At 62.7% G+C, this 7,394-nt stretch carries 7 protein-coding genes; 2 read left to right on the top strand and 5 right to left on the bottom strand.

The genetic code is table 11. The annotated features are described in order from the left end of the window. Positions 1-630 (bottom strand): prephenate dehydratase (locus tag ACYVDE_RS10665; protein ID WP_460501497.1); only part of this gene is annotated, 630 nt, incomplete at its 3' end. A 557-nt stretch (positions 631-1,187) separates the two neighbouring features. On the opposite strand from ACYVDE_RS10665, the gene ACYVDE_RS10660 reads away from it, so the two are divergent. Then, the gene (locus tag ACYVDE_RS10660; protein WP_460501496.1) at positions 1,188-2,279 is read left to right on the top strand and encodes an NADH:flavin oxidoreductase/NADH oxidase; all 1,092 of its coding nucleotides are present in this window, start codon (positions 1,188-1,190) and stop codon (positions 2,277-2,279) included. Positions 2,280-2,369: 90 nt separating this feature from the next. Here the strand turns inward: ACYVDE_RS10660 and ACYVDE_RS10655 are convergent, their stop codons facing one another. Further along, on the bottom strand, positions 2,370-2,888 hold the full coding sequence (locus ACYVDE_RS10655) for a DinB family protein (RefSeq protein ID WP_460501495.1): 519 nt from the start codon (positions 2,886-2,888) through the stop codon (positions 2,370-2,372). Positions 2,889-2,985: 97 nt separating this feature from the next. On the opposite strand from ACYVDE_RS10655, the gene lysA reads away from it, so the two are divergent. After that, a complete protein-coding gene (gene lysA / locus ACYVDE_RS10650) occupies positions 2,986-4,221 on the top strand; it encodes a diaminopimelate decarboxylase family protein (protein ID WP_460501494.1) in 1,236 nt (411 codons plus the stop codon). Between the two features lie 99 nt (positions 4,222-4,320). Here lysA and ACYVDE_RS10645 read toward each other — a convergent pair whose 3' ends face one another. The 3 genes from ACYVDE_RS10645 to ACYVDE_RS10635 all read right to left on the bottom strand — a co-directional run. Continuing rightward, entirely contained in the window at positions 4,321-4,635 is a 315-nt protein-coding gene (locus ACYVDE_RS10645; RefSeq protein ID WP_460501498.1) for an STAS/SEC14 domain-containing protein, read from the bottom strand. 243 nt (positions 4,636-4,878) lie between these two features. Then, positions 4,879-6,918, bottom strand: coding sequence for a hydantoinase/carbamoylase family amidase (locus ACYVDE_RS10640; protein WP_460501493.1), 2,040 nt, complete (start codon positions 6,916-6,918; stop codon positions 4,879-4,881). 167 nt (positions 6,919-7,085) lie between these two features. Continuing rightward, the coding region (locus ACYVDE_RS10635; protein ID WP_460501492.1) for an amidohydrolase family protein at positions 7,086-7,394 on the bottom strand (309 nt) is incomplete at its 5' end.

Below are 7,394 nucleotides of genomic sequence, written 5' to 3'. Positions count from 1 at the left end.
CAGGCTGCCGGGCGCGTGCGGCGCGCAGAAATAGAGCGAGGCCTTATCAGCCAGTGGGTCGGGCTGCACCTCGGCGGCGCGCTGCAGCACCAGGAAACGGGTGTAGTTGTGCGGGTCGTCGTGGATGGCGGGGGCCAGAATCTGCAGGCCGAACTGCTCGGCAGCTTGGGCGCCGGCTACCACGGCTATGCCGGGGGTGCGCTCCTCGGCCAGCAGTTGGGCGCTGTGGCCGGTGTCGTCGGTTTCGACCAGCTTCCAGTGCGGGTGGCGGTCGAGGAACTCGCCGCACTGGCGCAGGGCCATGGGGTGCGAGTGCACGGCGCGCACGTCGGCCCGCGTGGTGCCGGGCAGCGCCAGCAAGTGCTGATGAATCGGCAGGTACACCTCGCCGGTCACGCGCACGGCGTGGCGCTCGAGCAGCAGGTAGTTAGGCAGGATGCTGCCGGCCAGCGAGTTTTCCATGGCCATCAGGCCGGCCTCGACGGTGCCCTGCACCACGTGCGCCACCACCGTGCCAAACGTAGCACAGGGCAGCAGAGCCGGCTGTGCACCAAAGAAGCGACGGGCCACCACTTCGTGGAAACTACCTTGGAAACCCTGGATGGAAACGGTTTTTGGTGCTTGGTGCATGGTCGTCGGTGCGTGGCAATCAGTTGACTGAGGGAATCGTGAGGTGCTGCTGGTTTGTATTAGCCGCTGATGGCTTCTTGCTGAATCAGGCAATAAAAAAGGGCCTCCGCTGTGCGGGGGCCCTGAGTTGTTGGGGAGCGTGTGGTGGTTAACACGGGCAACACAGGGCCAGCTTCTTCGGGTAGAAGAAGTAATAGCAATAGGTAAAAAAGTAGCGAAACAGAGAAAGCATCTGGAAAGAAACGGACATTAAAAAAGCGCCTCCCGAAGAACGAGCGGCGCTGAGAAGTCTGTGAGGATTAGCTACAAACGGCGGCTCGTTCTACGCGGTGGCGTAGAAGTAATAGTAGCCAAAAAAGTAGCGCGTCTGGAGCATAGGGTGGTTGGTTTGCGGCTGCAAGGTAAGGCCGGATTTTTAAAAAGCAAATTTCAGGCGCCCGAATGGCCACGCTGTAAGAGTGTCATGCAGAGCGCCTTTTTCCTTCTTTTCCAAGCTAGCCATAACCCAAACGCTCCGAAGCCGGTTAATCCAGCTTCCCCCTTCTCTTGCAATTCTCATGGCTAAGCTATTCGAACCGCTCACTCTGCGCGGCATTACTCTCAAAAACCGCATTGTGGTATCGCCCATGTGCCAATACAGCGCCGTGGATGGCTTTGCCAACGACTGGCACCTCGTGCACCTGGGCAGCCGGGCGGTGGGTGGCGCGGGCCTCATCATTCAGGAAGCCACGGCCGTGTCGTTCGAAGGCCGCATCAGCCCCGAAGACCTGGGCATCTGGAAAGATGAACAGCTGCCCATGTTGCGCCGCATCAACGAGTTTATTGTAGCCCAAGGCTGCGTGCCAGGCATTCAGCTGGCGCACGCGGGCCGCAAAGCCAGCACCTACCGCCCCTGGAGCGGCTCGGGCGCCGTGCCGCTGAACGCCGGCGGCTGGCCGGTAGTGGGCCCCACCGACGCGGCTTTTTCCGACGACTACCCCCAGCCCGAAGCCTTAGATGCCACCGGCATTCAGAAGGTTATTGCGGACTTTCGGGATGCTACCGGCCGAGCACTGGCCGCGGGCTACCAGGTGGTGGAGCTGCACGCCGCACACGGCTACCTGCTGCACCAGTTTCTGTCGCCGCTCAGCAACCAGCGCACCGACGAATACGGCGGCTCCTTCGAAAACCGCGTGCGCCTGCTACTCGAAGTAGTAACCGCCACCCGCGAGATGTGGCCCGACGAACTGCCGCTCATCGTGCGCATCTCGGCCACCGACTGGACCGAGGGCGGCTGGACGGCCGACGAGTCGGTGCAGCTGGCGGCGCTGCTCAAAACCCGCGGCGTCGATTTGATTGACGTGTCGACAGGCGGCAACGTGCCCAAAGCGTCCATTCCCGTTGGCCCCGGCTACCAGGTGCCATTTGCCGAGCGCATCAAGGCCGAAGCCGACATCATGACCGGCGCGGTAGGCCTCATCACCACTCCGGCCGAGGCTGAAGCCATTCTGGCCAACGACCAAGCCGACCTCGTGCTGCTGGCTCGTGAGATGCTGCGCGAGCCTTACTTCCCGCTGGTAGCGGCCCAGGAACTGGGCGTGGATGTGGAATGGCCGGCACAATACGAGCGCGCCAAACCGCGCGTCTCTACCGGAGCCGGCTCGCGGTAGAGACGCGCGGTTTGCGTCTCGTCGTTGAACGGTAACGTGCGGACGGAGCGGCCCTAATCGTTCAACGGCGAGACGCAAAATGTTGCGTCTCTACTCGTCCAGATGCCGGACCCATTTAGCCGTCACCAGCAGCTGGCCCAGGTGGCGGGTGGTGTGCTCGGCGGCGTGCACCAGCAGGCCGATGACGGTGGATGGCACCTGCGCCCGGCCCACGCCGCGCAGCTCGGTGAGAATGTCGAAATCGGTATTGCGGAGCTGGGTTAAAGCACGGTCTACTTGATGCTCAAAGCGTTGCTGTAGCTGCGCCAGCGTTGCTGCATCGGTGAGTAGTGGCTCGGCTTCGTCGCCTAGCTCGGCTTGCTGGGCGGGCGTGAGGGCTTCGCCGCGGGCGTAGGTGAAGGTGCGGTCGAGCACTCCGGCCAGGTGCTGCAAGTGGAAGCCGACGGAGGCCACGTCGGCCGGCCGCTCGTTGAGCAGGGCGGGCGGAAAATCGGCCAGCGCAGCAGTCAGTTCTTCGCGGGCTTGCAGCAGGGCGTGGGCTACGGGTTGCAGCAAGGGCGGCACGCCCGGCACGGGGCCGCGGAGCCAGACTTCAAGGGAAATAGCCATCAATGGAGCGTAAGGGAATGAAATAAAAGGACAGCTGGTTAACTGCGGCGGCCGGCGGCGTGCATTTCGACCTCGCGGCGGCCGTACTTTTGTGATTATGTCAGATATTAACGATGCGCTGCGCGCGGCGGCCGACCAGTTCGGCACCCCCCTTTACGTGTATAATTCGGCCTCGATTACGCGGCAGTACGATAAATTAAAATCGGCGTTTTCGGGCCATCCCACGCGGTTTTTCTACGCCTGCAAAGCGTTGAGCAACGTGGCCATTCTACGCCACATCCTGAGCCTGGGCGCGGGCCTCGATTGCGTGAGCATCAACGAAGTAAAGCTGGGCCTGCACGCCGGCTTCCGCCCCGAGAACATCCTGTTCACGCCCAACAGCGTGACGTTTGCCGAATTGGTGGAGGCCAAGGAGCTCGGCGTAAACCTGAACATCGACAATATTTCGCTGCTGGAGCGGTTCGGGGCCACGTTTGGCGGCTCGTACCCGGTGTGCGTGCGCCTGAACCCGCACATTGAGGCGGGCGGCAACTACAAAATCCAGACCGGCCACATCGATTCCAAATTCGGCATCAGCATTCACCAGATGCGTCACCTCGAGCGCGTGGTGAAGGGCACCGGCCTGCACGTGCGCGGCCTGCACATGCACACGGGTTCCGAAATCAAGGACGTAGGCGTATTCCTGCGCTCGCTCGAAATTCTGTTCGACGCCGCCGGCCGCTTCCCCGACCTCGATTTTCTCGACCTGGGCTCGGGCTTCAAGGTGCCCTACAAGCCCGGCGACCCCGAAACCGACGTGGCTTCGCTGGGCCAGCAGGTGGCGGCGGCCTTCAAAACCTTCGAAAAAGAGTACGGCCGGCCGCTGGAGTGCTGGTTCGAGCCGGGCAAATACTTGGTGAGCGAAAGCGGCTACCTGCTGGTGAACGTGGCCGTGGTGAAGCAAACCACCGCCACGGTGTTTGCGGGCGTGAACTCGGGCTTCAACCACCTCATTCGGCCCATGTTCTACGACAGCTACCACCACATCAGCAACCTCAGCAACCCCAAAGGTTCGGAGCGCCTGTACACGGTGGTGGGCAACATTTGCGAAACCGACACCTTTGCCTGGGACCGCCTGCTGCCCGAAATCCACGAAAACGACCTGCTGGTGTTTCACAACGCCGGGGCCTACGGCTTCGAGATGAGTAGCAGCTTCAACTCGCGCACCCGGCCAGCCGAGGTGATGCTGAACGAAGCGGGCGGGCTGCGCCTCATCCGCCATCGCCAGACATTCGAAGACCTGCTGGCCGGGCAGATTGATGTGCCGGCCCCCGCGGCTGCGCAGCCGGCGTAAGGGCGGTTACTCCGCACTCAACTCTCATAAAACAGAAGCCCTTGAAAGCAACTTTCAGGGGCTTCTGTTTTATGAATCAGGCAGCGAAACTAAACGGGCCTACTCGTGCGGCTGCTGCAGCCAGGCCACGGCTTCGGCTTCGGTTTCGAAGGTGCGGTAGGTGTGCGGCAGTTCGCGCACGCCCAGCACGAGCTGCGTCATGGCTAACCGGGCAAATACGTTGTGTGCCACCAGAATAGCTCCGCGGCGGTAGCCGTGTTCGTGCACGGCGTTGGGCAGCCATTCGCCGGTCATCCAAGCCTGCTCGGCGGGGCTGAAAGGGGCCATTTCGCGCTGGTCGACGAGCATGCCCGACCAATGTCGGCGGCTCAGGGCTTGAGCCGCGTGCATGAGCAAGGCCCGGAACTGCACCATGTCGCGTGCACCCGGCTTATACTGAAGACGTAAAAACTGCTCAGGCTCTTCCCAGATGCGGCCGACACTGTTTTCGAAATAAAGGGAGCGTGCGGTAGTGGGCATCAACAAAAGCAAACGGCAGCGGACAATAACCGCCGGCCAGTCCTTCACGGGCCGGGCGCGGCGGCATTCGGCCTTAAACTCCAAACTGCCGCCGGAAGTTGGCAATGGCTGAGCTTTTTTTGCCGCCGGCCGTTTGGCCTACGCTTCCTCTTCGGCCGGGGCGGGGCCGCGAAACGCATCGAGCCGGGGCCCGGCGGGCAGCTTCACGGGCCGGTTTTCGCGGGCCGACTGGTAGATGGCTTCCATGATGCGCTGGTCTTGCAGGCCTTCCTCGCCGGGCGTGTAGGGCGGCCGGTTTTGGCGTACGCACAGGGCCATGTGGTCCATTTCGAGCGCAAACTGGTTTTTCATGGGGTCGTTGGGCGTTTCCTTCTGCTGCTTGCCGTTGGGGGCGTGAATGCGCTCGAGGTGCAGGCCGTGATACGGAAACGCGGGGTCCATTTTGAGGCTGCCGGTTTCGGCGTGCACCGTGTAGGCCTTGCTGTTGAAGGAGCCGTAGCCGGTGGTGCACTGCGAAATCACGCCACTGGGGAAGCGCAGTGTAAACGTCACGTTTTCTTCCACTTCTTTGAAGCGCGCATCGCCGGGCGTGCTGTAGAGCTGGGCCGATACCTCGATGGGTTCCTCGCCCAGCAGGTAGCGCGTGGTGTTCAGGCAGTACAGGCCGATATCGGGCAGGGCACCGCCGCCGGCCAGCGCTTTTTTGTGGCGCCATTGCTGGTCGTGAGCCTGGTTTTGGGTGTTCACCATCTGGATGAGCTTGGTCTGGCCGTAGGTTTTGGCGCGCACAGCCTGCTGCACCTGCCGGTTCAGGGGCTCATACTGAATGCGGTAGGCAATCATGAGGTGCTTGCCGGCCTTTTTGCAGGCCGCAATCATTTCCTCACACTCCTTCACCGAGTTGGCCATGGGCTTTTCGCAGAGAATGTGCTTGCCGGCCTTAGCGCCGCGAATGGTGAACTCGTGGTGCATGGAGTTAGGCAGCACGATGTAAATCACCTCTACTTCGGGGTTGTCGCGCAGCTGGTCGTAGGTCTGGTACGAGTAGCAGCTGCCGGGCCTGATGCCGTATTGCTGGGCCACTTTGGCCATTTTGTCGGCGTCGCCGCTCACCAGCGCCACCACTTCGTGGCCGGCGTCGGCAATGGCTTCGGCCAGGGTTTCGTTCAGAGTTTCGGAGCAGGCGGCGGGGGCGGTTTGCTGCACCAGGTTCCAGTGCAGCGTCACGTTGCGCTGCAGGGCGAGGGCCTCGGTGTAGTTGCGCAGGGCGGCGTAGGCGTCGGCCAGCTGGATGGCGTCGGGGCTGCGCAGGTCGAGGCTGAGCACGACTTCGCCGGGGATGACGTTGCTGGCGGCGTGGCTCAGATTCAGCTTGCCCACGGTGGCCACCAGCCCGCGCTGGTGCGTGAGGGCAAACTGCTCGGCAATGAGGATGAACTCGGCGGCGGCGCACAGAGCGTCCTGACGCATGCTCATGGGCACGGTGCCGGCGTGGCCCGCCATGCCGGTGAAGGTGAGCTCGACGCGCATCTGCCCGGCAATGGCCGTGACGAGGGCCACCGGCAGGTTGCGCTCCCACAGCACCGGCCCCTGCTCAATGTGCATCTCGAAGTAGCCCAGCCAGTCGTCGGCCGGAATGGCATCATCGGCAATCTGCGCCGCATTGGCTTCCATCATTTCGAGGGCGCGGGCCAGGGTGATGCCGCCGGCATCGGCGCGGCTCAGCCAGCCGTGGTCGAACGAGCCGGCCACCACTTTGCTGCCCAGATACGTGGTATGAAAACGCACGCCTTCCTCGTCGCTAAAGGCAATGAGCTCGACGTGAAACGGCAGCGCAGCCTGCCGCGCCTGCAGGCTTTCGAGCAAATCGAGCCCCATGAGCACGCCCAGCGGGCCGTCGAACTTGCCGGCATTCACCACCGTGTCGATGTGCGAGGCCAGCACGAAGGTTTTAGCCTGCGGGTTGGCGCTCACGAGGCGGGCGCGCAGGTTGCCGATACCGTCGAGGCGGGTGGCCAGGCCGGCGGCATCGCACCAGCGTTGCACCAGGTCGCGGCCCTGCAAAAAGGCGGGCGTGCCGAAGGTGCGCGTCACGCCGTCGGCGTCTTCGCTGATGGCGGCCAGCTCGTGAATGCGCGCCATGATGCGCGCGGCGCGGGAAGGGTAATCGGGCTGCATACCGTTAGCGGGTTAGGTCGTTGATTTTTTGTTGCGATAAAGCAGTTTGCAAGGTTGCCTGAACGAGGTAGAGACGCAATATTTTGCGTCTCGTCGTTGAACGAAATCGTTCGGACGACACCCCAACGGCGCAGACGGCGAGACGCAAAACATTGCGTCTCTACTCCTTAGCGAGTCAAAAAGCGGCCGTGGTTGAGGCGCACAAAATCGGGGCGCTGAAACACCAGCTCGCCGGCCAGAAACGTCATTTCCACCACGCCCCTCAATTCCTGCCCAAGGTACGGCGACACCTTGTGTTTGTGCTGAATCAGCTCCTCGCGCACCACGAAGGTTTGCTCGGCGTCGAGCACGAGTAAATCGGCATCGAAGCCGGGCGCAATCCGGCCCTTTTTTCCGGACTGGCCGGCCAGCTTGGCGGGGTTCTGGCACAGCCAGCGGGCCAGCTCCTTGAGGCCGGCCCCGCGCCGGCGGGCGTC

It is taken from the genome of Hymenobacter agri (assembly GCF_054778495.1).
This window is presented reverse-complemented; position numbering and strand designations above follow the sequence as displayed.